This is a genomic window from Kitasatospora sp. NPDC057692 (genome assembly GCF_042799475.1).
Classification (GTDB): domain Bacteria; phylum Actinomycetota; class Actinomycetes; order Streptomycetales; family Streptomycetaceae; genus Kitasatospora.
Window position 1 is genome coordinate 14,333 of the sequence record NZ_JBHVIV010000081.1, and the last position, 23,950, is coordinate 38,282.

General features: G+C 76.4%; 22 protein-coding genes and 1 pseudogene. 13 read left to right on the forward strand and 10 right to left on the reverse strand.

What is annotated here, in order from left to right:
- Positions 1 to 56: 56 nt before the first annotated feature.
- On the reverse strand, positions 57 to 1,490 hold the full coding sequence (locus tag ACFVFS_RS32715; protein WP_380628483.1) for a selenium-binding protein SBP56-related protein: 1,434 nt from the start codon (positions 1,488 to 1,490) through the stop codon (positions 57 to 59).
- 183 nt (positions 1,491 to 1,673) lie between these two features.
- Positions 1,674 to 2,633 carry an alpha/beta hydrolase gene (locus ACFVFS_RS32720; protein WP_380628484.1) on the reverse strand — a complete coding sequence of 320 codons (960 nt, stop codon included), beginning with the start codon at positions 2,631 to 2,633 and terminating at the stop codon, positions 1,674 to 1,676.
- Positions 2,634 to 2,746: 113 nt separating this feature from the next.
- Here ACFVFS_RS32720 and ACFVFS_RS32725 point away from each other — a divergent pair, with 113 nt between their 5' ends.
- Positions 2,747 to 3,685: a spermidine synthase gene (locus ACFVFS_RS32725; protein WP_380628486.1), complete on the forward strand. Its 939-nt coding sequence runs from the start codon at positions 2,747 to 2,749 to the stop codon at positions 3,683 to 3,685.
- Positions 3,686 to 3,793: 108 nt separating this feature from the next.
- Entirely contained in the window at positions 3,794 to 4,633 is an 840-nt protein-coding gene (locus ACFVFS_RS32730) for a class I SAM-dependent methyltransferase (protein WP_380628488.1), read from the forward strand.
- A gap of 86 nt (positions 4,634 to 4,719) precedes the next feature.
- Here the strand turns inward: ACFVFS_RS32730 and ACFVFS_RS32735 are convergent, their stop codons facing one another.
- Positions 4,720 to 6,519, reverse strand: coding sequence for a hypothetical protein (locus ACFVFS_RS32735; protein ID WP_380628489.1), 1,800 nt, complete (start codon positions 6,517 to 6,519; stop codon positions 4,720 to 4,722).
- A 420-nt stretch (positions 6,520 to 6,939) separates the two neighbouring features.
- Here ACFVFS_RS32735 and ACFVFS_RS32740 point away from each other — a divergent pair, with 420 nt between their 5' ends.
- Together ACFVFS_RS32740 and ACFVFS_RS32745 are read left to right on the forward strand one after the other, a co-directional pair.
- A complete protein-coding gene (locus ACFVFS_RS32740) occupies positions 6,940 to 7,623 on the forward strand; it encodes a DedA family protein (protein WP_380628509.1) in 684 nt (227 codons plus the stop codon).
- Between the two features lie 165 nt (positions 7,624 to 7,788).
- On the forward strand, positions 7,789 to 8,688 hold the full coding sequence (locus ACFVFS_RS32745; RefSeq protein ID WP_380628490.1) for a Gfo/Idh/MocA family protein: 900 nt from the start codon (positions 7,789 to 7,791) through the stop codon (positions 8,686 to 8,688).
- 75 nt (positions 8,689 to 8,763) lie between these two features.
- Here ACFVFS_RS32745 and ACFVFS_RS32750 read toward each other — a convergent pair whose 3' ends face one another.
- A complete protein-coding gene (locus ACFVFS_RS32750; protein WP_380628492.1) occupies positions 8,764 to 9,270 on the reverse strand; it encodes a DUF2199 domain-containing protein in 507 nt (168 codons plus the stop codon).
- Between the two features lie 111 nt (positions 9,271 to 9,381).
- On the opposite strand from ACFVFS_RS32750, the gene ACFVFS_RS32755 reads away from it, so the two are divergent.
- Positions 9,382 to 9,798, forward strand: a complete 417-nt coding sequence (locus tag ACFVFS_RS32755) for a VOC family protein (RefSeq protein ID WP_380628493.1) — start codon at positions 9,382 to 9,384, stop codon at positions 9,796 to 9,798.
- A gap of 84 nt (positions 9,799 to 9,882) precedes the next feature.
- On the opposite strand, the gene ACFVFS_RS32760 is transcribed toward ACFVFS_RS32755, so the two are convergent.
- A complete protein-coding gene (locus tag ACFVFS_RS32760) occupies positions 9,883 to 10,980 on the reverse strand; it encodes a hypothetical protein (RefSeq protein ID WP_380628495.1) in 1,098 nt (365 codons plus the stop codon).
- A 114-nt stretch (positions 10,981 to 11,094) separates the two neighbouring features.
- Here ACFVFS_RS32760 and ACFVFS_RS32765 point away from each other — a divergent pair.
- Both ACFVFS_RS32765 and ACFVFS_RS32770 read left to right on the forward strand, forming a co-directional pair.
- Positions 11,095 to 11,373, forward strand: a pseudogene (locus ACFVFS_RS32765) (acyl-CoA dehydrogenase family protein); the annotation flags it as partial.
- 280 nt (positions 11,374 to 11,653) lie between these two features.
- Entirely contained in the window at positions 11,654 to 12,970 is a 1,317-nt protein-coding gene (locus ACFVFS_RS32770; protein WP_380628496.1) for an alpha/beta hydrolase family protein, read from the forward strand.
- A gap of 154 nt (positions 12,971 to 13,124) precedes the next feature.
- On the opposite strand, the gene ACFVFS_RS32775 is transcribed toward ACFVFS_RS32770, so the two are convergent.
- A complete protein-coding gene (locus ACFVFS_RS32775; RefSeq protein ID WP_380628497.1) occupies positions 13,125 to 13,880 on the reverse strand; it encodes an SDR family oxidoreductase in 756 nt (251 codons plus the stop codon).
- A gap of 181 nt (positions 13,881 to 14,061) precedes the next feature.
- On the opposite strand from ACFVFS_RS32775, the gene ACFVFS_RS32780 reads away from it, so the two are divergent.
- The gene (locus ACFVFS_RS32780) at positions 14,062 to 14,691 is read left to right on the forward strand and encodes a TetR/AcrR family transcriptional regulator (protein WP_380628498.1); all 630 of its coding nucleotides are present in this window, start codon (positions 14,062 to 14,064) and stop codon (positions 14,689 to 14,691) included.
- A 12-nt stretch (positions 14,692 to 14,703) separates the two neighbouring features.
- On the opposite strand, the gene ACFVFS_RS32785 is transcribed toward ACFVFS_RS32780, so the two are convergent.
- Positions 14,704 to 15,561 carry a class I SAM-dependent methyltransferase gene (locus ACFVFS_RS32785; RefSeq protein ID WP_380628499.1) on the reverse strand — a complete coding sequence of 286 codons (858 nt, stop codon included), beginning with the start codon at positions 15,559 to 15,561 and terminating at the stop codon, positions 14,704 to 14,706.
- Positions 15,562 to 15,697: 136 nt separating this feature from the next.
- On the reverse strand, positions 15,698 to 16,030 hold the full coding sequence (locus ACFVFS_RS32790; protein WP_380628500.1) for an ArsR/SmtB family transcription factor: 333 nt from the start codon (positions 16,028 to 16,030) through the stop codon (positions 15,698 to 15,700).
- Between the two features lie 188 nt (positions 16,031 to 16,218).
- Between ACFVFS_RS32790 and ACFVFS_RS32795 the strand changes: the two genes are divergently transcribed.
- Entirely contained in the window at positions 16,219 to 17,421 is a 1,203-nt protein-coding gene (locus ACFVFS_RS32795; protein ID WP_380628501.1) for an MFS transporter, read from the forward strand.
- Positions 17,422 to 17,506: 85 nt separating this feature from the next.
- Here ACFVFS_RS32795 and ACFVFS_RS32800 read toward each other — a convergent pair whose 3' ends face one another.
- Positions 17,507 to 18,166: a ScbR family autoregulator-binding transcription factor gene (locus ACFVFS_RS32800; protein ID WP_380628502.1), complete on the reverse strand. Its 660-nt coding sequence runs from the start codon at positions 18,164 to 18,166 to the stop codon at positions 17,507 to 17,509.
- Positions 18,167 to 18,458: 292 nt separating this feature from the next.
- Here ACFVFS_RS32800 and ACFVFS_RS32805 point away from each other — a divergent pair, with 292 nt between their 5' ends.
- From ACFVFS_RS32805 to ACFVFS_RS32815, 3 genes are all read left to right on the forward strand, one after another.
- Entirely contained in the window at positions 18,459 to 19,448 is a 990-nt protein-coding gene (locus ACFVFS_RS32805; protein ID WP_380628503.1) for a ScbA/BarX family gamma-butyrolactone biosynthesis protein, read from the forward strand.
- Positions 19,442 to 20,596: an oxidoreductase gene (locus tag ACFVFS_RS32810; RefSeq protein ID WP_380628504.1), complete on the forward strand. Its 1,155-nt coding sequence runs from the start codon at positions 19,442 to 19,444 to the stop codon at positions 20,594 to 20,596. The genes ACFVFS_RS32805 and ACFVFS_RS32810 overlap by 7 nt, the downstream gene beginning before the upstream one ends.
- Before the next feature lie 113 nt (positions 20,597 to 20,709).
- Positions 20,710 to 21,393, forward strand: a complete 684-nt coding sequence (locus ACFVFS_RS32815; RefSeq protein ID WP_380628505.1) for a TetR family transcriptional regulator — start codon at positions 20,710 to 20,712, stop codon at positions 21,391 to 21,393.
- Positions 21,394 to 21,443: 50 nt separating this feature from the next.
- On the opposite strand, the gene ACFVFS_RS32820 is transcribed toward ACFVFS_RS32815, so the two are convergent.
- A complete protein-coding gene (locus tag ACFVFS_RS32820; protein WP_380628506.1) occupies positions 21,444 to 22,766 on the reverse strand; it encodes a BTAD domain-containing putative transcriptional regulator in 1,323 nt (440 codons plus the stop codon).
- A 147-nt stretch (positions 22,767 to 22,913) separates the two neighbouring features.
- Between ACFVFS_RS32820 and ACFVFS_RS32825 the strand changes: the two genes are divergently transcribed.
- Positions 22,914 to 23,876: a GNAT family N-acetyltransferase gene (locus ACFVFS_RS32825; RefSeq protein WP_380628507.1), complete on the forward strand. Its 963-nt coding sequence runs from the start codon at positions 22,914 to 22,916 to the stop codon at positions 23,874 to 23,876.
- Positions 23,877 to 23,950 lie beyond the last annotated feature (74 nt).

The following is a 23,950-nucleotide window of genomic DNA, read 5'->3' on the forward strand; positions in this document are numbered from 1 at the left end:
CGGGCCGAACCGGATTCAGCCCGACGGGCCCGACCCGACCCCGGCCCGGCTCCGCCCTAGCGGAAGCAGTAGGAGTCCGAGGAGGCGTCCCCGCCGGCCAGGTGCGTCTGGTGCACCCGCAGCCCCTGGAACTCCTCGCCGTGCGGGAAGAACCGCGGATCCACGGTGAGGCCGCCCCGCTCCGGGTCGGCGTCCAGCTTGACGATCCACGGCTCGATGCCGTCCGGGTAGAACTGGTCGTCCCACGCTCCGTACAGCGAGTTGGTGAGGTAGAGCCGCCGCCCGTCCCGGCTGATCTCGACCATCTGCGGCGCACCGCTCAGCGGGCGGTCCGGCTCGGCCGGGTGGGGCGTACGGGCCGTCACCCCGCCGAGCCGCACGGAGGCGGTGAGGCGGGGGTGGAACGGGTCCGCGACGTCGTACTGCAACAGCTCGCCGGTGCCCCAGGCGGAGACGTACAGCCAGCGGTCGTCGACCGACAGGTTGATGTCGGTGACCAGCGGCGGCACGGCGCCGAACGGCTGGAGGGCCGGCGGAAGGTCCTCCGCCTTGGCCGGCTCGGCGGGGATCTCGATCACCTTGCGCGCCGTGAACGCCTCGCCGTCCCGGTACCAGAGCCAGACCGAGGCCGAGAGGTCCTCGACGTTGGTGACCACCCCGACGAACCCCCACTCGGCCTGCGGGTCGTGGGCCGGGCGCAGCTCCAGCACCATCTGGTACTGGTCGCCGAGGTCGATCCGCTGCAGGTGCCGCCCCGAGTCCAGTTCCCAGAAGTGCAGGGCGTGCCCGTACTTGCGGCCGAGCAGCAGCTCCGGCACCACGCCGTCCTCGACCATCCAGGGCGTGCCCCACTCGCTGGTGACACCCACGTTGGTGCCCAGGTGCCACCACACGTCGTAGGAGAAGTTCTGCGGGCCGCGCTCGGTCTCCCAGGGGCGCAGCACGTCGAAGGTGGTGTGGTCGAGCAGGGCCACCCCGCCGGGGCCGTCGCCGCCGGCCGCCGCGCCCAGGCAGGACAGGAAGACGCCGTCGGGCCCGCAGTGCAGGGTGTGCGGGCGCGAGTACCCGGCTCTCGCCGCCAGCTCCTCCGCCGCCACCGTCTTCACCAGTCTCGGGCGGACCGGGTCCGGCCGGGTGTCCAGCACGTGCAGCTGCGAGGAGCGCAGGCCCGGCAGCAGCAGGTAGCGCCGCTCGGCGCCGTGGTGGCCGGCGTGCGCGAGGGCGCTGGAGCAGGCGTTCCAGCCGAAGTGGTGCAGCTCGTCGCCCACCCCGGGCATGTCGGTGAGGTTGAGCACGCGCCCGTAGCTCGCCGACTCCGGGTCGGTGTCGACGGTGATCAGCGCGTCCGGCCGCCGCGCCGACCGGTCGAAGCCCGCGACGTAGGCGAGCTTCTCCGGCGGAGCGGCGATCGCCTCGGCGGGCGTGCGGTACAGGGAGGGATCGCTGTGGCCGGAGTGCCGGTCGTCGTGCGGGCCGTGTGCATGCGGCATGCTGGCTCCTCAACTCGCCTGTTCGGCAAGGGAAGTGGCAGGGGCCCGGGTAGCCTTCCACAGACTCGCGGGCGCACAGCAGGCGCACGGGGAGCGGGGCGGGGGCCGGGGGCGGCGCGCCCCGGCCCCCGGGGGAGCGCGGACAGCTGCGTGTACGGACCGGTGCGCGGCCCGATCCAGGATTCAGCGCACGGCGAGCGGGAAGTACGCGCCGAGCCAGCGGTCGAGTTCGGCGAAGACCTGGGTGCGGGCGGTCTCGCCGGACAGCACCAGGTCGTGCATGCCGCCCTTGATCCGGACGATCGTCACATGGCGCCCCAGGCGGGGGCCGGCGGCCGCGATGTCGTCGGCGCGCAGGACCGCGTCCGCGTGGTGCAGCGCGGCGTGCCAGCGGGTGGTGGAGATGGAGGCCGTGGAGGCCATCAGCAGCACCGGCGCGTCGATCCCGAGGCCGCGCCGCAGCTCCCGGTGGCCGCGCTGGACGGCCGCGAGCCAGCCGGCGAACAGCGGCACGCCCTCGGCCGGCTTGAGTGTGAGGTCGAAGTCCCACTCGCCGCGGAAGTCGCGGTGCAGGCTGTGCACGTAGTGCGGGTTGAGGGCGGAGGGCAGCACCCGGGTGGGCGCGAGGCGGCCGATCGCGTCCAGCGCCGGGGCGCCGAGGGTGCGGACGGCGGGCGCGGCCGGCATCGAGAGGAACGGGCTGTTGAGGAACAGGCCGTCGACCAGTCCGCGCCCGGCGCGCCGCCCGGCCCACAGGGCGGCGATCAGCCCGCCGGTGGAGTGGCCGTTGACCAGCAGGTGGGCGTGGCCGTCCTCCCGCCGGATGATCCGCACCGCCTCGTCCAGCTCCTCGTCGTACGCCGCGAGGTCGCGCACGAAGTTCGGCGAGTGGTGCGGGCGCAGCGAGCGGCCGTACTTGCGCAGGTCGAGCGCGTAGAAGGAGAACCCGGCGGCGACGTAGTGGTCGGCGAGGTGGGTCTGGAACCAGTAGTCGTTGTAGCCGTGGATGTACAGGACGGCCCGCTCCGAGCCGGGGACCAGCCGGCGGACCAGGGTCGCCGAGACCTCGCCCTCCTCGTCCGGCCGCAGCGGCAGCTCGGCCGCCTCGTAGGGGGCACCGAGGATGTCTTCGCGGAACTCCATGGCCACGGGCACCCACTCTCTGCTCGGAAGGTCCAAATCTCGGGAGCCCTGACGATACCGGCCGGTAGCCTCGGGCGTGACGGCGACTCGGGGCGGGCGCCTATGCTGCGGGCATGCCCGAGATGCCCGACCCGCCCGCCTCGTCCAGCGCACCCGCCCCGCCGCCGGAGCCGCCCGCCGCACCGGGACCCCCGGCCGGGGACCCGGTGCCGGTGGCGCGGCGCACCGACCTCGGGCAGGCGAAGCTGCTCCCCGACGTCGACCAGGACGGCGGCTGGCTGCTGACCCTCGACGACACCCCGCAGTCCTACGTCGACCTCGGCGACCCGACCCACCTGGAGTTCGAGTACACCCGCCGGCTCGGCCACCTCGTCGACGCGCTCGCCGAGCCCGGCCGCCCGCTGGACGCCCTCCACCTGGGCGGCGGCGCGCTGACCCTGCCCCGCTACCTGGCCGCCACCCGCCCCGGCTCGCGCCAGCGGGTGGTGGAGGTGGACGGACCGCTGCTCGCCCTGGTCGAGCAGCACCTCCCGTGGCGCGGGCCCGGCGCCGACATCACCGCCGAGGTCGGGGACGCCCGGGCCGCCCTCGCGGCGACCGCGCAGGCCGCGCCCGGCTCGCTGGACCTGATCGTCGCCGACGTCTTCCACGGCTCGCGCACCCCCGGGCACCTCACCTCGGTGGAGTTCCTGCGGCTGGCGGCGGCCGCGCTGCGCCCCGGCGGCTGCTACGCGGCGAACCTCGCCGACGGCCCGCCGCTCGCCTTCGCCCGCGCCCAGGCGGCGACGCTGCGCGCCGTCTTCCCGCAGGCCTGCCTGATCGCCGAGCCGTCGGTGCTGCGCGGGCGGCGCTACGGCAACGTGCTGCTGGTCGGCTCGGCCGGGCCGCTGCCGGTGGCGGACCTCGCCCGCCGGCTGGCCGGGGACGTCTTCCCGGCCCGGCTCACCGAGGGCACGGACCTCGCCGCCCTGACCGCCCGCACGGCGCCGGTCACCGACGCCACCGCCACCGACTCCCCGCCGCCCCCGGAGGGCGCGTTCAGCGTCGGCTGAGCGGTCGGCGCGCCGACACCGCGCGCACCGTCGTCCGCGCGCTCCCCGGTGTCAGAATCGGCGGGTCCGCGCGGGCACGCCCGCCACGTCCGAGGAAGCGAGCGAGAGATGAGCAGCGTGGAGCGGCCGGAGCTGGCGGCGGTGCCCGAGACGGCGCTGTGGACGCTCTGGCACCGGGCCGTGGAGGCCCGTCGGCCGGACACCGTGCTGCACGACCCGAAGGCCCTGGACCTGGTCGAGCGGATCGACTTCCCCTTCGCGGAGCGGTTCGGCGGCAACCCCCTGGTCTCCCAGCTCCAGGGCCTGCGGGCGCGCTGCTTCGACCGCGAGGTGGCCGACTTCCTCGCCCGCCACCCGCGCGGGACGGTCGTCGGCCTCGGCGAGGGCCTGGAGACCCAGGCCTGGCGGATCGACAACGGCCGCGCCCGCTGGCTCGCCGTCGACCTGCCCGAGACCGCCGCGCTGCGCGAGCGCCTGCTGCCGCCCGACGAGCGGCACCGCATCCTGCCCGTCTCGGCCACCGACCCGGCCTGGATGGACGCGGTCGACCCGGCGGCCGCGGCCCAGGGCGTGCTGATCAGCGCCCAGGGCCTGCTGATGTACCTGCGCCCGGCCGAGGTTCGGGCGCTGCTCGCGGCCTGCGCCGAGCGGTTCCCCGGGGCGTCGTTCGTGTGCGACACGGTTCCGCGCTGGTTCAGCGCCCGGGCGGTGCGCGGCCGGCTGCGCGACCGCCACTACCAGGCGCCGCCGATGCCCTTCGGGATGGACGCGGACGAGCGGGCCAAGCTGGCCACCGCCCACCCGGGGGTCGTCGACGTGCGCGAGGTCTACCCCGAGGGCGGGCGGGGGATCGTCCGCGCCCTGCTGCCGGCCGCGGCCCGGGTCAAGGGCCGCCCGTCGGTGATCGCGCTGCGCTTCGCGGAGCGCGCGCACGCCGGGCCGGTGTAGCCGGGAACGACCCCGGCCCCGGAGATGCCGACGCCCCGGAGTCGGGGACTCCGGGGGCGTCGGGTTTCGCCGGGGCGTGCGGCGGCTCAGCGCTTGCGCCAGAGCACCCACTTCTTCGCGGGGTCCGTCCGCTCGACGTACCACTCGGCCGGGTGGCCCTGCCAGTAGTCCTCCGGCCGGCCCTCGGCGGGCACCGGGGTGACCAGCGCCGTCGCCTCCGCGGGGAGGGGCTGCCAGCGCGGGTCGCGGTACCAGACCCGGCCCAGGTAGACCTGGAACGCCTGGGTGCTGCGGAACGGCCAGTCGACGTCCCAGGTGAACACCACGCTGTCGTGCGGCTTCAGCCCGGCGGCACGGGTGAAGCCGCTCGCCGTCGACACCCGCTGCTTGTGGTGCGGCTGGGTGACCTGGTCGGTGATCGTGGCGGTGGCGAACGCGGCGAACGCGATGAGGGCCGCGCCGGTCGCCCAGAGCACCCGCCGGCCGCCGGCGATCAGCATCAGCACCACGGCGGTCAGCAGGATCAGCGCGGCCGCGGTCGTCCGGCCCATGGCGAGCCGGTTCCACTCGCTGGCCAGGAACGAGATGTCCGGCATGCCCCAGATCACGAAGCGGTCGCTGTGCAGCTTGCCGCCCGCGGAGAGGATGACCGCCTCGGCGAGGACCACCGTCAGCACGGCCGCGGCCACCGCCACCTTGGCGAGGGCGCGCCGGCTGCACCGGTGGAGCACGGCGACGCCCGTCACGAAGGCCGCCGGCACGAGGTAGGAGGTGTACCGGGCGTAGACCCAGTCGTCGACGCGGCCGTCGTCGGGCAGCGCCGCGGCGGCGGCCAGGGCGGTGCCGACCAGCAGGGCCACCATCGTCCCGCCGACGATCCGGTCCGCGCGGGCGAACCGGCTCCGGAAGACGGCCACCACGCAGACGACGACGGCCAGGCCGCCGATGCCCCAGGTGGAGACGATGAAGGTCCAGATCTGCCCGACCGTCCTGGTCAGGGTCCGCTGGGCGGCCTCCGGATCGGTGAGGCCCCGCCACAGGTACCCGCCGGTGTCGCTGTTCTCGACGGTGAACTGCGCGTGCAGCCACGCCGCCAGCGCCTCCGCGCCGGCCACCGCCACGGCGAGCGCGCCCAGACCGGCCACGGTGCTGCGCCACGGGGCGAGCCGGAACACCAGGACCCCGAGGAACACGGCGGCGGTGAGGGCCACCACCACCCCGCCCCGGTCGTGGGTGGCCATCGCGTACCCGGCCAGGGCGCCCGCGCCGACGGCGTACCAGGCGCGGCGGCGCAGCGGGCCGTCGAGCAGCCAGCCGTGCAGACAGAGCAGCCAGGCCAGGATCAGCGCCGGCAGGAGCGCGTCCGTCATGGCGTGGTGGGCGTAGAAGACCACCGGCGGCAGCAGCGCGGTCGCCGCGCCGAACAGGTAGGCCAGCGGGCGGTCCAGCCCCAGGCGGCGCAGCGCGACGTAGGCGAGCGGCAGGACCAGCGCGCTGACCAGGGCGTTGATCCCCATGACCAGCTTGTAGGCGGTCGCCGGGTCGTTGGCGATCCACAGCGCGGGGGAGATCAGCAGGGCGTACCCGCCGGGGATGACCACGCCGACCGGCATCTCGGTGGACCCCCGGCCGGCCAGGACGCGCGCCAGGACCAGGTAGGACTCCTCGTCCGGGTGGACCGACGGGAACGTCAGGCCGCGGGCCAGCACGAGCCGGAAGAGCACCTCCGCGACGTATCCGGCCGCGAGGGCGGCCGGCCAGAACCACCGGCGCCCTCGGAGCTCCTCGAAGCGGCGGGCCGCCCGCTCGGTGCGCCCGGTCGCCGGGGCGGTGGCGGTGTCGCCGCCCCGCTCCTCCGGCTCGGCGGGCGCTGTCAACTGTTGCATCGGTCCTTCTTCCTCCCTGTGGGCCCGGTCCGCGCCCTGTTCCTCCGGCGCCGGGTGGCTGCCGGCACACCGGTCCGCGGCGCGGTCCGCGGCGGCCACCCTTGTATCACACGGCTGCATATGTCGTTGATCAGTTCATACGGCCGCCGGGGGCCGCACGGTTCGCGGGCGACCGGACGGGCGGCCCGCCGACGGCGGACCGAGGAGCGGTCCCCGGAACCGCGGGACGGCTCCGTACGTCGTAGCCAGGGGTGATCGGCCGGGGGGACGGGCCGCCCGGCACGTTAGGCTGCACCTTCGGGGAGCGGCCTGGTGCCGCCATTCGGACGACGCCGGGACGGCGTGCGGACCGCGGGAACCGGATCGGGTCCCGGCCTGGGCCGCGGCGGGTCCCGTTCTGCCACGGAGGTACTGGCCTTGCTGCACATCGACGCCTGGATCGAAGGCGTACCACCGGGCGCGGTGTACGCCCTGGTCGCACTGATCATCGGACTGGAGTCGCTGGGTATCCCGCTCCCCGGGGAGATCGCCCTGGTCTCCGCCGCCCTGCTGTCCGCCCGCGGTGTGGTCAGCCCGGTCTGGGTGGCGGTGTGCGCGATCCTCGGCGCGATCATCGGTGACTCGATCGGCTACTCGATCGGCCGCAGGGGCGGCAAGCCGCTCTTCGAGAAGCTCGGGCGGAGGTTCCCCAAGCACTTCGGCCCCGGGCACCTGGCCACCGCCGAGCGCTCCTTCCAGAAGTGGGGCATGTGGGCGGTCTTCTTCGGCCGCTTCATCGCCCTGCTGCGCATCTTCGCCGGGCCGCTCGCCGGCGCGCTGAAGATGCCGTACTGGAAGTTCCTGATCGCCAACGTCCTCGGCGGCATCGTCTGGGCCGGCGGCACCACCCTGCTGGTCTACCAGGTCGGCAAGGTCGCCGAGCAGTGGCTGTCGAAGTTCTCCTGGATCGGCCTGCTCGTCGCCGCGGCCGGCGGCGCCTTCTCGGCGTGGCTGATCAAGCGCCGGGCGGCGAAGGCGGCCGCGGCCCAGGAGGCCGAGGACGCGGCGGCGGCGCAGACCGGGGCGGCCGCCACCCCGACGATCACCGCGCCCGCCGCGGACTGACAGACCCGACCCGGTGCGAACCGGTCCGGCCCGGCCGGACCGCCCCGGGTCACCCCCGGACCCGGTCCACCCGGACCGTCACGCCCGCCGCTGCCCGGACGTCCCTCCGGCAGCGGCGTTCGCGTGAAACCGACACCCGAACACGACGGAGAAGTGGGAAACAGCATGCGGATCGGACTCCTGGGCACCGGCACCTGGGCGGAGCGGGTGCACGCGCCCGTCCTGGCGGAGCACCCCGGCGTCGAGTTCGCGGGCGTCTGGGGCCGCCGCCCCGAGGCGGCCGAGGCGCTCGGCGGGCGGTACGGCGTCCCCGGCCACACCGACCTGGACCGGCTGCTCGCCGAGGTCGACGCCGTCAGCATCGCGCTGCCCCCGACCGTGCAGGCCGACCTCGCCGTGCGCGCCGCCGAGGCCGGCTGCCACCTGCTGCTCGACAAGCCCGTGGCGTTCACCGTCCCCGACGCGCGCCGGGTGGTCGAGGCGGTCGAGGCGCACCGCGTCGCCTCGGTGGTCTTCTTCACCGTCCGCTTCGGCGGCGAGCAGCTGCCGTGGATCGAGGAGCAGGCGGCCGTCGGCGGCTGGTTCACCGGCCGCTCCGACTGGCTCGGCTCGGTGTTCGCCCCCGACTCCACCAGCCCGTACGCGGCCTCGCCGTGGCGCAAGGAGAAGGGCGCACTCTGGGACGTCGGCCCGCACGCGCTCTCGGTGCTGCTTCCGGTCCTCGGCGACGCCACCGCCGTCACCGCCGTGGCCGGCCCGCTGGACACCGTCCACCTCGTGCTGCGGCACGCCGGCGGCGCCTCCAGCACCCTCGCGCTGAGCCTGACCGCCCCGGTCGCCGGCGGCGGGACCGGCATGGAGCTGCGCGGCGAGTCCGGCACCGTCCAGCTCCCCGCGCGCGGGGAGGGCCCGGCCGCGGCCTTCCACCGGGCGCTGGACGCCCTGGCGGCCTCCGCGCGCACCGGTGAGCCGCACCCCTGCTCGGCCGCCTTCGGCCTGCGCACCGTCGAGATCCTGGCCGCCGCCGAGCGCTCGCTGGCCACCGGCGCCCTCGTCGAGGTCTGACGGCCGGGACCGCTGCGGTGCTCCGCGCCCTGCGCGACCGCCGCGCCCTCCGCGACCGGGTGCGCCGGTGCGCCGTCAGCCGCCGAGCAGCAGGTCGGCGAACTCCCGCACCCGGTCGGCGGTGATGCCCTCGCGCTGCTCGACGGCGAGCGGGTGGTCGGTGGGCTCCAGCTCGATCAGCGGGCGCACGCCGACCGCCCGGGTGCGGACGTGGGTCTTGAGCAGCGGCGTGGGATCCGGGTAGACCGGCAGGGCGGTCATCAGCCAGCCGAAGTACGGGGGCTCCTGCTCCCGCGCCGGGTCCTCCCACAGGTCGTGCATCCGGGCGAAGTTCGGCTCGCTCAGCGACACCCAGACGCCCCAGGAGAAGGGGTCGCCGCCGTCCAGTACCGGGATCTCGATCAGGCCGTGGACGTAGAACTCCCGGCCCTTGATCACGCACTGGTCGGCGGTCAGCTCACTGTCCCGGCGCCGGGCGTAGCGCGGCTTCCAGTTCACCGGGGCGGGCGCGCCGTAGGAGCGCGGCGGGCCGTCGTGCCGCCCGTCGCAGCAGGCGCAGTCGAAGGAGTGTTCGGTGGACATGGCGCCGAGCATAGGGGAGCCGGCGGGGACCGCCGTCACCCGCCCTGCGCAGGGCCGGAGGGGTGCGAGCGGAGAAGCGGGATCCCCCGCCCCGCCCGTAGCGTGAGTCCCATGGACATCAGGCTCTCGCAGTGCTTCATCGCCGTCGACGACCACGACGCGGCGCTCGCCTTCTACCGCGACGTCCTCGGTCTGGAGGTGCGCGACGACGTCGGCTTCGAGAACATGCGCTGGGTGACGGTCGGCGCCCCGGCGCAGCCCGACGTGGGCATCGTGCTGGAGCCGCCGCTGGCGGACCCGAACGCCTCGCCGGCCGACCGGCGGGCGATGGCGGAGCTGCTGGCGAAGGGCCTGCTGCGGGCGGTCGTCTTCGCCACCGAGGACTGCGACGCGACCTTCGAGCGGATCCGCGCCGCCGGCGGCGAGGTGCTCCAGGAGCCGATCGACCAGCCGTACGGCGTGCGCGACTGCGCCTTCCGGGACCCGGCCGGCAACATGCTGCGCTTCACCCAGCGCAAGGCCGGGTGACCTCCTCGCCCCGGCGCGCGGCCGCCGGTGACCGCCCCTGACCGCCCCCGATCTCCGGTGGCCGGGGTCGTGGGGTGGCCGCGCTCACGGCCCGTGCCCGGCCGCGGGCCGGCGGTCGGCCGGGCGGGCCGGGGGGATGGACGGGGCCCGGAAGTCCCGCGGGCCGGTCCACAGCGCGGGGACGGCGTCGCTGCGGCGGGCCAGCTCGTAGGCCAGCGACTCGTAGTTGACCCGCCAGCCGTGGAAGTGCGGCCAGGCCTCGGCGGCGGGCCGCTCGTGCGGGAATCCGGCGGCGGCGAGCATGGCCACGGCGGCGTCGAACTCGGTGTAGCCGAGCCGGATCGGCGCGTCCGGGGCCGGGTCGGGGTCGAAGTCGACCCGCAGCGAGCGGCCGATGTCGCGCATCGCGGTGAACCCGGCGCGCAGCACCAGCCGCGCCTCGGGCGGCGCGGTGCGCGGACAGACGGAGAGGTGGACGGCGGCGGCGTCCATCACGGCGATCAGCCCGACCACCCAGCTGCGGTTGGGCCGCGGGGAGCGGAAGGAGATCAGCACCGGGTAGTTGGAGTGGCTCTCGCCGATGTCGGCGGCGAGCCGCTCCCAGTCCCGGTAGAGCTGGGGAAGGGCGGTCTCGGTGTCCACCAGCGACTGCCGGGCGAGGAGTTCGGGGCCCCAGGCCGGCTCCCCGGCCCGGGACTGCAGCAGCGTCACCTCCAGTTCGCGCCGGTTGTAGGCGGCGTAGAGGGTCGGCAGGTAGGCGATCTGCAGCGCGATCACCAGGGGGCCGCTGGCGGCGGCGAGGAAGTCGATCAGCGAGAGGTGCAGCCGCTCGCCGCTGGCGAAGCCGAGGGTGAAGAGGCTGGAGCCCGCCTCGCGGATGGAGACCGCCCAGTCCAGCTGGGAGGTGCCGTGCAGTATCAGGGTGTAGGCGACGAGCATGCCGCCGAGCCAGACCGCCAGCATGCCGGTGAGCATCAGCGGGGCCAGCCAGGTCTGCGCCCGGTCCTGCGCGCGGTAGGTGCCGAACGGTGCGGCGGCGAGCCGCAGCGCCGTCCGCAGGAACCGCCACAGCCCGTGCACCAGGGAGGAGTACAGGCCGCGCGGGACGACGAGCGTGCGCAGGATGCTGGCGATGACGAGCAGCAGGAGCAGCACGCCGAGCACGGTGTGGATCAACCTCATGGCGCTCATTGTGGCGGTCCGCCGGGGACCGCCGGGACGGTCGGCCGGAATCGGCGGGAGGCGGAGCGTCGGCGGGGGTTCGCGGCGGTGGTCGACGGGCGGCGCGGCGGCCGGGAGCAGGTGCGGCTGCCGGTGCTCAAGACCGCCTGGCTGATGGACACCGTCGGCAACCGGGGCGCGCACACCGAGATCCAGGCCATCAGGATCGCCGCCCCGGGCGCCGTCGAGTGGATCCTGGACAAGGCCGTCCAGGCGCACGGCGCGGCCGGGGTCGGCCAGGACACCCCGCTCGCCGCGCTGTGGGCGTTCAGCCGGACGATCCGGCCGGCGGACGGGCCGGACGAGGTCCACAGGCGCTCGCTGGCCCGGCGGGAGCCGCGCCGCCACCGCTGAGCCGGGCCGCCTGGGCCAGGCCGGCCGCCTGGGCCAGGCCGTCCATCCGGGCCCGGCCGCCCACGTGGGCCCGGCCGCACCGCCAGGCCCGCCCGTCCGCCTGGGCCCCGTCCGCCTGGCACTCCGGTGCGACACCCCCGGCCAGGTCATACCCGGGTATCACCCGGCGGGTTGGCACCGCGGTATGACGCCCGCGCACCGGCCCGGCCCGTACCGTCGCCGTACGGGTCGGCCGCGACGGGCGGCGGGCCGCCGCACGGGAGACGGGGAGTTGGGGGCCATGCGCGAACGGGGCCTGGGACAGGACGCACGGAGCCCGCGGAGCCTGCGGGGACTGCGCAGGGGCGTCGCCGTCGCGCTGGCGGCCACCACCGTGCTGGGCGCGGCCGGGGCGGCGGCGCCCGCCTCCGCCGCCCCGGCCGTCACCGAGCGCCGGGCCACCGCCGCCCTGCCGCGGCCCACCGGCCCGTACCCGGTCGGCACCACCGCGCTGCGCCTCGTCGACCCCGGCCGCGAGGACCCCTGGACGCCGGGGCGGACCCGCGAACTGATGGTCAGCTTCTGGTACCCGGCCACCCGCCCGGCGCACGGCAGCGAGCGCGCGCCCTACATGGTGCCGAGCGCCGGCCGGCACTTCGGCGGTCCGGACGGCGCCGCCGTCTTCAACTACGGCGCGGCGCCGGACCGCACCGACTGGACCTGGGTGCGCACCCACGCCCGACCGGACGCCCCGCCGCTGCTCGGCGCGGGACCGCGCCCGGTGGTCCTCTGGTCGGCCGGGCTCGGCGACCCCCGCACCTGGGGGACCGGCCTGGTCGAGGACCTCGCCTCGCGCGGCTACGTCGTGGTCACCGTCGACCACCCCTACGAGGCCTCCGAGGTGGCCTTCCCGGACGGCCGGCTCGCCACCTCGGTGTTCCCCGCGCTGGCGGCCCGGCCCGGCCTGGACATCGGGGCGCTGCTGCGCAAGGCGCTGGCCGTCCGGGTCGCCGACACCCGCTTCGTCCTGGACGAGCTGACCGCGCTGCGCACCGACGGCCGGCTCCCGGCGGCCCTGACCGCCTCGCTGGACCTCGGCCGGATCGGCATGGTCGGCCAGTCCGCCGGCGGCTTCACCGCCGCCCAGGCGATGCACGACGACCCCCGGATCAAGGCCGGCGTCAATCTGGACGGCCAGCTGCACTTCCCGGGCCCGGACGGCACCGGGGCCTTCCTGAGCAGTGTCGCCGAGGACGGCCTGGACCGCCCGTTCCTGCTGATGGGCACCGAGAACCCGGACTCCGGTCCCTACGCCGACCAGCCCGGCTGGGCCGCCTTCTGGCGGCACACCCGCGGCTGGAAGGCGGACGTCACCCTGCTCCGCTCCCGGCACGGCTCCTACACCGACGCGCAGTCGCTGCTGCCCCAGCTCGCCCGCCAGGGCGCGGTGCCGGAGGAGGCCGTCCGCGGCGACCTCGGCGACGTCCGGCCGGCCCGGGCGGTGCTCGCCACCCGGGCCTACGTCGCCTCCTTCCTCGACCGCTGGCTGCGCGGCCACGACGACCACCTGCTGGACGGGCCCTCGCCGCGCTTCCCGGAGATCCGCTTCGAGAAGTGACGGGCCGTCGGAGAGCCGGTCCGGCGTCAGGGGCGGCCGCACTCCGCGCCCGGCCCCGGACGTCGTCGCGGCCGGTGGCGGTGCGGCCCGGTGAGCCGCCGCGGGCCCGACCGGCGGCGGGGTGCCCGGCTCCCGGACACCGGGCGGTCGCCGGTCACAGGCCGCCGCCGAGGGTCACGCCTCCGTCCAGCACCACGGTCTGGCCGGTGATCCAGCCGGCGTCGGGGGAGAGCAGGAAGGCGACGGCGCCCGCGACGTCCTCGGGCACGCCGAGCCGGCCCAGCGGGTACGCGGCGGCGACCTGTTCCTCGCGGCCCTCGTACAGGGCCTCGGCGAACTTCGTCTTCACCACGGCGGGGGCGACGGCGTTGACCCGGATGCCCTGGCCGCCCAGCTCGGCGGCGAGTTCGGCGGTCAGCCGGATCAGCGCGGCCTTGGAGACCCCGTACATGCCGATCCCGGGCGAGGCCCGGATCCCGGCCACCGAGGCGACGTTGACCACCGAGCCGCCGTGCTCGCCCATCCAGGCGGCGTGCGCACGGCGGGTCCAGGCCAGCGGGGCGAGCACGTTGACGGCGAGGATCTTGGCCGCGGCGGCCTCGTCGACGGTCAGCACCGGGCCGTACACCGGGTTGATGCCGGTGTTGTTGACCAGGTGGTCGAGCCGTCCGAAGGCCTCCAGGGTGCGGGTGACGGCCTCCTCCTGGTGGGCCGGGTCGTCGGAGCGCCCGGCGACGCCGATCGCGACCCCCGGGCCGCCGAGGTCGCGGACCGCCTCGGCGAGCGGCTCCGGGGTGCGGGCGGTCAGGCAGACCCTGGCCCCCCGGGCGACCAGCTCGCGTGCGATGCCGAGGCCGATGCCCCGGCTCGATCCGGTGACGACGGCCACCCGGCCCTTGAAGGAGTTCACCGCGGGGTCCTTTCGGCGTGGAGTGCGGCCGGTCGAGCCGCCGGCGGTGCCGCCGGCCGCGCCCTGACCAAGCGCTTGCTCAGCATGGTGGCGGTGCGGGACCCTGTCAACAGCCCGCGGCGGCCCCGCGGCCCGAACGCCCGTCCGGCCGCCCGGTCGGCCGATCTGCGAGGATGGCGCCATGACCAGCACGCCCATCGCCGACCTCTGGCCCGTCCTGTCCGGCGGCGCCGACGCCCGCCCGGAGGCGGCGTACCGGCTGCTCCAGGCCGCCGTGGAGTCCTTCGCCGAGCGCGGCTTCCACGCCACCACCACCCGCGACATCGCCACCGGCGCGGGGATGAGCCCGGCGGCGCTGTACATCCACTACCCGTCCAAGGCCGCCCTGCTCGCCGAGATCAGCCGGGCCGGGCACACCGCGACGCTCGAACTGGTCCGCGCGGCGACGGCCGGCGAGGGCGACCCGGTGGAGCGGATGCGGCGTCTGGTCGAGGAGTTCACCGCCTGGCAGGCCCGGGCGCGGACGGTCGGCCGGGTGGTCAACTACGAGCTGCACGCGCTCCCGCGGGACGCCTACGCGGTGGTCGCGGAGCTGCGGCTGGACATCGAGCGCGAGGTCACCGCGCTGATCGAGGCGGGCCGGGCGGCCGGGGCCTTCGAGGTCGCCGAGGTGCGCACGGCCGCCCGGGCGGTCACCTCGCTGGGGATCGACGTGTCCCGCTGGTACACCGACCGCAGCAGCGAGACGCCGGAGGAACTCGGCCGTCGCTACGCCGAGTTGGTGCTCAGGATGCTGGGCGCCGCGCGCTGACCGCAGGAGCGTTCAGCCGTCCCTGACGGCGGTGTGCACCATCCAGGCGACGTGTCGGCGCAGCTCGTACATCTCCACCGTGGACCGCAGCCCCAGCCACTGCTCGGTCGCCCCGAACCGCCGCAGCACCGCGTACGGCAGCCGGAAGTAGGCGTACAGCGCCTCGGTGGTCGGCAGGTAGTAGCGGGTGGCGTCGAGCTCCTCCTCCAGCCGGAACCCGGCGCCGGTGACCAGGGCGCCGAGCGTGCGGGTGGTGTAGCGCCGGGCGCCGGGCAGCACCATCGCGTCGAGGAACGGCTCCAGCAGCTCCCGCTGGCGGTCGGGCATCTCCGCGAGCGGGACGGCCACCGGGCCGAGCAGCACCAGCCGCCCGCCGGGACGCAGCAGCCGGTGGAACTCGGCCAGGGCGCGGGCCGGGTCGCGGGCGTGGCAGAGCGTCTCCATCGAGTAGACGCCGTCGAACGAGCCGTCCGCGTACTCCAGGTCGTGGAAGTCGCCCCAGGTGAAGGTGGTGCGGTCCTCCAGGGCGGCCCGGGCGCTCAGCCGGCGCGCCTCGCGGACGTGGAAGTCCAGCAGGTCGACGCCGGTGACCCGCAGCCCGCGGCGGGCTGCGAGCCGGCGCGCGACGACGCCCGAGCCGCAGCCGGCGTCCAGGACCCGGGAGCCGGGCGCCAGCGCGAGCTTGCCTCCGAGCACGTCCTCCAGCCGGCGCTGCGCCCGCCAGCAGCGCCACTTGGACTGGCCGGGCTCGGTCCAGCCCCAGTGCCGGGCCCGGCGGCAGACCAGCAGGTAGAAGAGGCGGTGGCCGGGGGTGCCGTAGACCCGGCGCAGCCCGCCGAGATCGAGTTCGCCGCCGAGGTCCTGGACCATCGCACCCGCCCGGCCTTCCGCTGATCCGCGCCCTCGCCGTGCCGGCGCGCCCTTGCCGTCCCGGCCACGCTACCGAGCGGGTGGGCGCGGCGCCGGTCCGGTGCGGCCGGACGGGCGGTCCGCGGGGCCGTGCCGGTCAGGGCGCCGGGGCCCGGGCGGCGGTGAGCAGGGCGTCCAGCAGGCCGGGGAAGCGCGCGTCGAGGTCGGTGCGGCGCAGCGAGACGTAGCGGTTGCGCCCGGCGACCCGGGTGGTGGTGACGCCGGCCTCGCGGAGCACCCGCATGTGGTGCGAGACGGTCGACTTGTGGAGGTGCTCCAGGCCGAGGTGGCGCGGGTCGCAGGAGTGCTCGGCGCCGTCCGCGTAGCTGGCCAGCAGGCGCATCCGGACCGGGTCGCCGAGCGCGTGAAGCACGGTGACCAGGTCGATCTCGGCGGGGGAGGGCTGGGGCAGCCGATCGTCGGTGGACATGGCCGGCGGCCTCCTCGGGGTCGGGCGCGGGGCGGGGTGCGCGAACGGGACGGTTTGACAATCATCCACCAATCCGTACTGTTTGGCGAGCATCAAACTGTTGCCTTGGCGTCCAACAATGTGGCGCCCGGCTGTGCGGCGCCCCCGGCGGCGCCGCGTCCGACCACGTCCGCTCCTGGGGGATCGCCGTGCCCGTCCGCCTGCTCCTGCTCGCCCTCGGCACCTTCGCCGTCGGCACCGACACCATGGTCACCGCCGGCATCCTCGGCCCGGTCGCCGACGACCTCGGGGTCTCGGTCACCGCCGCCGGCCAGCTGGTGACCGTCTTCGCCCTCGGCTACGCCCTGCTCGCCCCGCCGCTCGCCGCCCTCACCGCCCGCTGGCCGCGCCGGCGGCTGCTGCTCGTCGCGCTCACCGTCTTCGGCGCCGCCAACGCGCTCAGCGCGCTCGCCCCCACGTACGGGACGCTGCTGGCCACCCGGGTGCTGGCGGCCGCCGGTGCCGCGCTCTACACCCCGACCGCCAACGCGGTCGCCACCACCCTGGTCGCCCCCGAGCGGCGCGGCCGGGCGCTGGCCACGGTGCTCGGCGGCATGACGGTCGCCACCGCGCTCGGCGTGCCGCTCGGCACCTGGGTCGGGCGCACCGACTGGCGGCTGACGATGTGGCTGGTCACCGCGCTGAGCGCGGCCGCCCTGGCCGGTCTGGCGCTGCTGCTGCGCGAGCTGCCGGTGCCCGCCGCCGCGCCCGGGCTGCGGGACCGGCTGGCGCCGCTGCGCGACCGGCGGGTGCTCGGCGCCGCCTCCACCACGCTGGTGTTCTTCCTCGCCTTCCAGTCCGTCTACATCTACCTCGCCACCGCGGTCGCCCCGGCCACCGGAGGGCGGGCCGACCGGCTGAGCCTGGTCCTGCTGGTCTCGGGCCTCGCCTCGGTGGCGGGCAGCTGGCTCGGCGGGCGGCTGGTGGACCGGGTCGGCGTCCGGAGGGTGCTGCTGGTCGGCAGCACGGTGGCGGCGGCCGCGTTCCTCGCCCTGCCCTGGGCGGGGCGTTCGATGCCCGGCGCGCTCGCCTACGCCGTGGTCACCCCGCTGGCCGGGTGGGCGGTCTCGGTGGCGCTGCCGCACCGGCTCGCCTCGCTGGACCCGGGCAACGCCCAGCTGCTGATCTCGCTCAACAGCAGCGCCCTCTACCTGGGCACGGCCGCAGGCGGCGCCGTCGGCAGCGCCGCGATCGCCCTGCTGGGCGGGCGCTGGTTCCCGCTCGCCGCGCCCGTGCTCGCCAGGGCGGCCGCCGCCACGGCCCGGGCGACCACCCGGGAAGCCGCGCCCGTCCGGGACGGTGCCGCGGCGGCGCCCGCCGCGGGGCCGGGCCGGTCGGCGGCGCGGCCGTAGTCCGGGCGGACGGGACGGACGGGGTGGCCGAGGCGGGCCGGCCGGCGGGTCGGCCCCGCCGTCCTGTGCCGCCAGGCGGCGGGCGTCACGGCGTGGGGGCGGCGCGGATCGCCAGGAACAGCAACTCGGCCGTCTCCGACCAGCGTTCAACGATGTCCGCCCGCTCGTGCAGGACGTCCGAGATGTGCTGGGTGCCGAAGAACGCGGCCACCAGGGACCTGGCCGCCGCCTGCGGGCAGACCCCCTTGCGCAGCTCGCCCGCCGCCTCGGCGCGCACCAGCAGGGTGGCCAGCAGCCGGGTCCAGTCCACGTAGGGCGTCGGCAACTCGGCGTCGATCTGCGGCCGTTCGATCTGCAGCCGGGCGCCCGCCTGGACGACGATGTCGTCCCGGAAGGCGGTCGCCGCTCCCTCCAGCAGGCGGACCGCCGTCTCCAGCGGTCCGTGCCCCTCGGCGGTGACCGCCGCCAGCAGCACCGGCCAGCGCGCGTAGTGCTGTTCGACCACGGCCACCGCCAGGGCCTCCTTGGTCGGGAAGTGGAAGTAGACCGCGCCCTTGGTCATCTCCACCCGCTCCGCCACGTCCTTGACCGAGGTGTGGCGGAAGCCGTGGGCCGTGAACAGTTCGGCGGCCGCGGTGAGCACCAGCATCCTGGTGCGGGCCGCCCGGTCCTGCTTCGGATCGGGGCCGCGCCGGGTCGTGATGGGTTGCACCCGGAAGGGGGTCGCCTGGTCGGGTTCGGGCATGGTCGGCTCCTGAAGGGTGGGTAGGCGGGCTGGGTAGGTGTCGGGTCAACTAGGCTTCGGTCAGGGCGATTTGGACATGGTGGCGGGAATCCCCACCTCGACGGCAAACCTTCCAGAAGGTATGTTCCTGAGCTGTCGCACCGCTTTCGGGGCACCGCAATGTAGCGGGCCTGCCGCGGCCTTCGCGACCGTGGGGGAGGGAGAATTCATGAATGTTCTGTCATCGGTTGTGTCCGCGAGGCACCGGCTGCCGCTCCGCGCGGGGTGGCGGGGCCTTCGATTCGACCGGCACTTGCCGCGCGAGGCGGTGCACAAGGCGGCGGCCGCCGAGGTCCTGCTGACCGACTCGGCGCGATTGGGGGAGGAGCGGTTCGCCGTCGCGGCCCTCTGGGAGCGCGACCACCACCTCGGCCACCGGGACGGTCCGGCCGCCGACCCGGTGCTGCTCGCCGAGACGGTCCGCCAGGCCGCGATCCACCTGGCCCACCGCTTCCACGCCAGTACCTACGGGCACCCCTTCGTCCTCCACGGCCTCGCCGTCGAACTCGACCGGCCGCTGCCGCCGATCGGCCCGGACGGCCTGGACGTCGGCCTGGACCTGGACTGCCGGGCGGCCGTTGCCCGGCGGCCCACGCCCGGCCGTGAACGGTTCGCGCTGGACGGCGTCGCCTGGGCCGGGCACCGGCCGGTGGGGCGCGTGCGGCTGCGCTGGGAGGTGCTGGCGCCCGAGCGCTACGCGGTCCTCCGGCGACGGTCCGCCGGGGCCGCCGCCGCCCCGGAGCGGTCGCCGGTCGCCGTGCCGCTGCCGGTCGCCCCGCCGCCGCCGGTCGCCGTGCCGACGGGGCGGACGCGTGCGCGGGACGTGCTGCTGGCGGCCGACCCGGAGCGCGCCGACCGGTGGTGGCTGCGGCCGTTCGAGGACCACCCGGCGCTCTTCGACCACGCCGTGGACCATGTGCCGGGCATGGTGCTGGTGGAGGCCTTCCGCCAGGCCGCCGGCGCGCTCGTGGGCGGCGCGGCGGACAGCGAACTGCGCGCCTTCGATGCCGAGTTCCTCGCCTTCGGGGAGCGCGGCTCCCCGATCGCCGTGCTCGCCGACCCCGGTCCCGGCCCCGGCCCCGGCCCCGGCCTCGACCCCGACCCCGACCCCGGTCCCGGCCCCGGCCTCGGTCCGGCGTCCGGCCCCGCCCCCGTTGCGGACGGCACCGTGCGGGTGCGCGCCGTCCAGGACGGCCGCCCGATCGCCCAGGCCCGCCTGAGCTTCCCGGAGACGGCATGCTGAACCACCGCGCGGGGGAGAGCGACACCGGCCGCAGCGGTCGCGCCGGCCTCACCGGCCTCACCACTCGCGCCGTCGCCGAACTCGCCGGCCTGGCCCGGCGGGACGCCGCGCGGGCGGAGGCCGACCGCCGGCTCACCGAGGAGGTCGCCGCCGGGATCCGAAGCGCGCACTTCCCCCGCCACTTCGTACCGAGCCGCTGGGGCGGCACCGCCGGGGAGTTCGGCGCCCTGGTGACCGCCGTGGCGGAACTCGCCGAGTCCTGCGCGGGTGCGGCCTGGTGCGCCGCCCTGTACGCCTCGCACGGCCGACTGGCCGCCTACCTCCCGCCCGAGGGGCAGCGCGACCTGTGGGCCGAGGGGCCGGACGCGCGGATCGCGGCGGCGGTCGTCCCGCCCCAGGGCCGGGCCGAACGCTGCGGCGACGGCTGGCAGTTGGACGGCGAGTGGCGGCTGGCCAGCGGCGCCGACCACGCCGAGTGGATCCTGCTGGCCGCCTGGACCGGCGGCGAAGCCACCCGGGAGCACCGCGTCCTCGCCGTGCCCCGGGGCGAGTTGACGGTCCTGGACACCTGGCACTCCGCCGGCCTGCGCGCCAGCGGCAGCACCTCGGTGTCCGCCAGGGCGGTCCACGTCCCCGGTCACCGCACGCTCGTCCTGGAGGCGCTGCTCGCCCCGCAGGAAGGCGCCGCCCGCTGCCACACCGTCCCCTACCCGATGGTCGCCGCACTGGTCTTCGCGGCCCCGCTGCTCGGCATCGCCCGTGCGGCGCTGCGCGAGTGGACCGCCGGGGCCCGGCGCGCGGCCGCTCCGCACCCGGCCGCGCACACCGTGCTGGCCGGGGCGTCCGCCAGGATCCGGATGGCCGAACTGCTGCTGGACGGCGCCGCCGAACGGGCCGACCGCGGCGAGGTCACCGCCCTGGCGGTGGCCGAGAACCGCCGCGACGCCGCGACGGCCGCCGCGCTCTGCCGGGAGGCGGTGGACACGCTGTTCCTCGCGGCCGGGGTGGGGGCACAGGACCCGGGCTCGGTGCTGCAGCGCGCCTGGCGGGACGCGACGGCCGTGGCGGTGCACCGCACCCTGGACGCCGACGCCGCGGCGCGCGGCTACGCGCAGGCGGTCCTCGCGGCGGAGGGCGGGCGCGGATGAACTGACGGCCGGTCACCGATGGGATTCCGTCGGATGTGCGGAGGACCGGAGTACCCGGGGCCCCGCTGAGAACATTCGTTCAGAAAGGTATGTTCTTCCCCCAGGGAGGGCACATGATGAAGCAGGAGCGGGCGCGGCGCACCAGGGAGAAGGTGCTGGACGCCGCGGCCGAGGAGTTTTCCACCCAGGGCTACAGCCGGGCCACCCTGAACGCGGTGGCGCAGCGGACCGGGATGACCAAGGGAGCGCTGTACGGGCACTTCCCGTCCAAACGCGCGCTCGCCGGTGCGCTGGTGTCGCAGTCGCGCATGGTCTGGGAGGAGATGCGGCTGGCCCGCGACGTCCCGGGCGCCGAGGCCGCCGCCGTCCTGGAGGGGCTGGTGCTGGACCTCGCGCACCGGCTGCGGGAGGACGTCCGCCTGCGGGCGGCGCTCCGGCTGGCCACCGACATCCCGGACCCGGCGTGGCCGCATCCCGTCCGGCCGTCCCCGGCCGAGGCGCCGGACATCTTCGAGGAGGTGCAGCGCGGCCTGGTCGCCCTGATCCGCCGGGCCCAGGGCGAGGGCGGTATGGCACCCCGGCCGCCCGAGCTGGTCGCCCAACTGCTGCTGGCCGTGCTGCACGGTGCTCCGCACGTCGCCTTCGGCCTGCCGGAGGGCACCGGCCCGAGCGGGTACGACGCTGCCTGGCGGCTGCTGCTGGAGGCGCTGACCGGCGCCGACCGCGGCGCCGCGCTCGTCGGCGCCGCACCGTCCGCCCGGGCCACGCAGTCCGTGCAGTCCGTGCAGTCCGCGTGACCCGGGCCGCCCCGGCGGCCCCGACGCCTCGCCCGGTCGCCGCCGCTCCGTCAGGCGGGGGCGGCCGGCCAGGGGTCGGTGCGGCCGGGGCGGGCGACGCGCTGCCAGGGCCAACGGGTGGTGAGCCAGTGGTCGAGGGCGGTGGACAGGTCGCGGTCGAGGGCGGAGCCGGGGCGCTCGCCGGTCCAGAAGAAGAGGTCGGCCTCGTGCCGGGGATCGCCCGGGGGATCGAGGTGGACGCAGCCGAGCAGACGCCCGTCGCCCGGTGTCACCACCGCCAGGGCGAAGGACGTCCGCCGGGTGAACTCGTGCTGGTGCCAGGCGAGCTGGACGAGGTCCTGTTCCTCGGTGAGGTCCGGCGGGGGCCAGTTCCAGGCCTGGCCGAACTGCTGCCGGAGCTGCACCTGGGCGGAGGTCACCAGGGCGTGGTCCTGCGCGAGGTCGCGGATGGTGATCGGGCGCAGCAGGAAGCCCCGGCCCTCCAGCCGCTCGGGCACCTCGAAGCGGTGCGGGACGAACGGCCGGACCGGCGCCGCGGCGGCGACCGCGGTGGTGAAGAGGTCCGGCCGGGGCGGCTCCTGGCGGAGGACGGCCCGGTGGGCGGCGGTGAGGCCGGCGCCCGGCTCGACGCCGAGTTCCTCGACCAGCCGGCGCCTGGTCCGGTCGTAGAGCGCCAGCGCCTCCGCCTGCCGCCCGGAGCGGTACAGCGCGTCCATCAGCAGGGCCTGCGGGCCTTCGCGCAACGGGTGCTCGGCGGCCGTGCGCCACAGCCGGTCGACGGCCGCGGCCGGTTGCCCGCAGGCGAGTTCGGCCTCGGCCGCCGCCTCCACGGCGGCCAGCCGGAGGTCCTCCAGACGGACCGCCTCGGCCTGCAGGCGCGGCACCGCCGGCAGGTCGGCGAGCGCCGGCCCGCGCCACAGGCCGAGCGCCTCGACGAGCCGCGCGCGGGCGCCGTACGGGTCGCCGTCCGCCAGCCGCGCCCGTCCCTCGGCCGTCAGCCGCTCGAAGCGGCGGACGTCGAGGACCTCCTCGTCCGGCCCGCGGCCGTGCTCCCCGGCCGGGCCGAGGTCCAGGCGGTAGCCGCCGGCGGTGCCGAGCAGCCGCGGCGCCGCCGCGTCGGCGCTCCCCGCGGCGTCGGCGAGGACGGCGCGCAGCCGCGAGACGTAGCTCTGCAGCGTGTTGACCGCGCTGGCGGGCTCGCGGCCGTCCCAGACGCTCTCGACCAGGCCCGCCACCGGGACCGGCCGCCCGTGGGCCAGCAGCAGCGTGGCGAGCACGGTGCGCTGCCGCGCCCCGCCCAGCGGCAGCGCCCGCCCGTCGTGGTGCACCGCGAGCGGTCCCAGCACGCCGAACCGCCAACCCCGACCGGCCATCCGCCGCCCCTTCCCTCGCACCGCCCCGAGCGGTGCAGCGTACGCGGTGGTTGCACGCGTTCTGCACGCCGGGTCGGGCACGCTGTCCGGACGGCCCTCCGGCACCCGCCGGCCGCACCCCGGGCCCCGACCAGGAGAACCACCAGGATGACCACGACCCACCTCCCGCCCGCCGGCCTCACCGTGCGGCCCGCCGTGCCGGACGACGCCCCGGCCGTCCGCGACCTGCTCAACCGGGTGGACCTGCTGGAGATCGGCCGGGCGGAGACCGAACTGTCCGAGGTCCGGGCGGACCTGGAGCATCCGGACACCGACCTGCGCCGCGACTCCTGGCTGCTCGCCGACGGGGACGAACTGGTCGGCTACGGCCTCGTCCGGGACCGCTCCGGCGGCGAGCGGATCGACCTCGACCAGTACGTCCTGCCGGAGCACCAGGCCGGCGCGCTGCACCTGTTCGCGCTGATGGAGCGCCGGGCGGTGGAGCGGGCGGCGGCCAACGGCGCCTCCCGGGCCGTCCTCCACCTGCTGCTGAACACCCGGCCCACGCTCGACACCGGGGCGATCCGGCAGCGCGGCTGGGAACGGGTGCGCCGCTACCACGTGATGGCGCGCCCGGTCGACCCGCGGGCCGACCCCGTCCCCGCGCCGCCGCCCGGCGTCACCCTGCGGGACTGCCGCGGCGAGGAGGACCGCCGCGCCGCCCACCGGCTGCAACAGGAGACCTTCGCCGGGGACTTCGACTTCCGGCCGCGCACCTTCGAGCAGTGGTGGGAGGACATCGACGGCGACCGTCTCGACTGGTCGCTGACCTGGATCGCCGCCCTGGACGGCGTCGGCGACGTGGCCGTGCTCCGCACCCGCGACGACCGCGCCGGCCGGGGCTGGGCGGACCGCCTGGGCGTCCTGCCCGCCGCCCGGGGCCGCGGCCTCGGCGGCTACCTGCTGCGCCACTTCTTCGGCCACTACGCCGCCCTGGGCCGCGAGCGGGTCGCCCTCGGCGTCGACACCGCCAACGCCACCGGGGCGCTCGGCCTCTACGAGGCGCACGGGATGGCGGCGGACTTCGCGGTGGACACCTGGGAGCTGGTCCTCCCGGTGCCCGCGCGCTGAGCGCCGCCGGTCCCGGGCGGGCGCGGGAACGGTTACGCGCCCCCCCCGGCCCCGGGGGTCAGCCCGTGGGGAGG

Excerpts from the sequence above, each read along its gene's own strand:
- ACFVFS_RS32715 (WP_380628483.1), bottom strand. The coding sequence starts at position 1,490 with ATGCCGCATGCACACGGCCCGCACGACGACCGGCACTCCGGCCACAGC.
- ACFVFS_RS32720 (WP_380628484.1), bottom strand. The coding sequence starts at position 2,633 with ATGGAGTTCCGCGAAGACATCCTCGGTGCCCCCTACGAGGCGGCCGAG.
- ACFVFS_RS32725 (WP_380628486.1), top strand. The coding sequence starts at position 2,747 with ATGCCCGAGATGCCCGACCCGCCCGCCTCGTCCAGCGCACCCGCCCCG.
- ACFVFS_RS32730 (WP_380628488.1), top strand. The coding sequence starts at position 3,794 with ATGAGCAGCGTGGAGCGGCCGGAGCTGGCGGCGGTGCCCGAGACGGCG.
- ACFVFS_RS32735 (WP_380628489.1), bottom strand. The coding sequence starts at position 6,519 with ATGCAACAGTTGACAGCGCCCGCCGAGCCGGAGGAGCGGGGCGGCGAC.
- ACFVFS_RS32745 (WP_380628490.1), top strand. The coding sequence starts at position 7,789 with ATGCGGATCGGACTCCTGGGCACCGGCACCTGGGCGGAGCGGGTGCAC.
- ACFVFS_RS32750 (WP_380628492.1), bottom strand. The coding sequence starts at position 9,270 with ATGTCCACCGAACACTCCTTCGACTGCGCCTGCTGCGACGGGCGGCAC.
- ACFVFS_RS32755 (WP_380628493.1), top strand. The coding sequence starts at position 9,382 with ATGGACATCAGGCTCTCGCAGTGCTTCATCGCCGTCGACGACCACGAC.
- ACFVFS_RS32760 (WP_380628495.1), bottom strand. The coding sequence starts at position 10,980 with ATGAGGTTGATCCACACCGTGCTCGGCGTGCTGCTCCTGCTGCTCGTC.
- ACFVFS_RS32770 (WP_380628496.1), top strand. The coding sequence starts at position 11,654 with ATGCGCGAACGGGGCCTGGGACAGGACGCACGGAGCCCGCGGAGCCTG.
- ACFVFS_RS32780 (WP_380628498.1), top strand. The coding sequence starts at position 14,062 with ATGACCAGCACGCCCATCGCCGACCTCTGGCCCGTCCTGTCCGGCGGC.
- ACFVFS_RS32785 (WP_380628499.1), bottom strand. The coding sequence starts at position 15,561 with ATGGTCCAGGACCTCGGCGGCGAACTCGATCTCGGCGGGCTGCGCCGG.
- ACFVFS_RS32790 (WP_380628500.1), bottom strand. The coding sequence starts at position 16,030 with ATGTCCACCGACGATCGGCTGCCCCAGCCCTCCCCCGCCGAGATCGAC.
- ACFVFS_RS32800 (WP_380628502.1), bottom strand. The coding sequence starts at position 18,166 with ATGCCCGAACCCGACCAGGCGACCCCCTTCCGGGTGCAACCCATCACG.
- ACFVFS_RS32810 (WP_380628504.1), top strand. The coding sequence starts at position 19,442 with ATGCTGAACCACCGCGCGGGGGAGAGCGACACCGGCCGCAGCGGTCGC.
- ACFVFS_RS32815 (WP_380628505.1), top strand. The coding sequence starts at position 20,710 with ATGATGAAGCAGGAGCGGGCGCGGCGCACCAGGGAGAAGGTGCTGGAC.
- ACFVFS_RS32820 (WP_380628506.1), bottom strand. The coding sequence starts at position 22,766 with ATGGCCGGTCGGGGTTGGCGGTTCGGCGTGCTGGGACCGCTCGCGGTG.
- ACFVFS_RS32825 (WP_380628507.1), top strand. The coding sequence starts at position 22,914 with ATGACCACGACCCACCTCCCGCCCGCCGGCCTCACCGTGCGGCCCGCC.